1 pseudogene is annotated in these 467 nt (G+C 61.0%); it reads left to right on the plus strand.

The window, feature by feature from the left end:
* Positions 1 to 230 (plus strand): annotated as a pseudogene (locus tag BST40_RS31315) (PE family protein); the annotation flags it as partial.
* Positions 231 to 467 lie beyond the last annotated feature (237 nt).

Consider the following 467-nt stretch of genomic DNA (forward strand, 5'->3'; position numbering starts at 1 on the left):
GCGGCACCGGAAGCACCGCGGTATCCGGGGGTCGTGGGGCCGCTGGCGAACCCCAGGGTACGGGCGAGGGCGGTAAGGCGATCTTTGGTCTGGATACCCCAAATAGCCCCGGTGGTGACGGCGGTTCGGGCGGCCTCACGGGCGGTATTGGCGGCTTAGGAGGCTCGGGTCACAACGGCGTAGGAAACGGCCGGAGCGGCGCCTCGACCTGGCATCCAGCTGATATGTAAGCGCTGTTTGTCATTACGCAGGGGAAGCCGGCGCGGGCTGGGCGGCTTCCGTATGATCGATGGCTGTCGGCCTCGCGGCGGTCATTAGTCAATGTTGTGATGCCTCTAATGATTGGCCGTCGAAAATTCGAGCGGAATTCGTTGAAGGTCAACGTGATTAGTGGCTCTTCACAATCGAGGGTGTAGTTGGGGTCTGAATCCACCGGTTTCCAGTAGCGATCTGGCAATGTAGTTGGT

The organism is Mycobacterium persicum (assembly GCF_002086675.1).
Taxonomy (GTDB): domain Bacteria; phylum Actinomycetota; class Actinomycetes; order Mycobacteriales; family Mycobacteriaceae; genus Mycobacterium; species Mycobacterium persicum.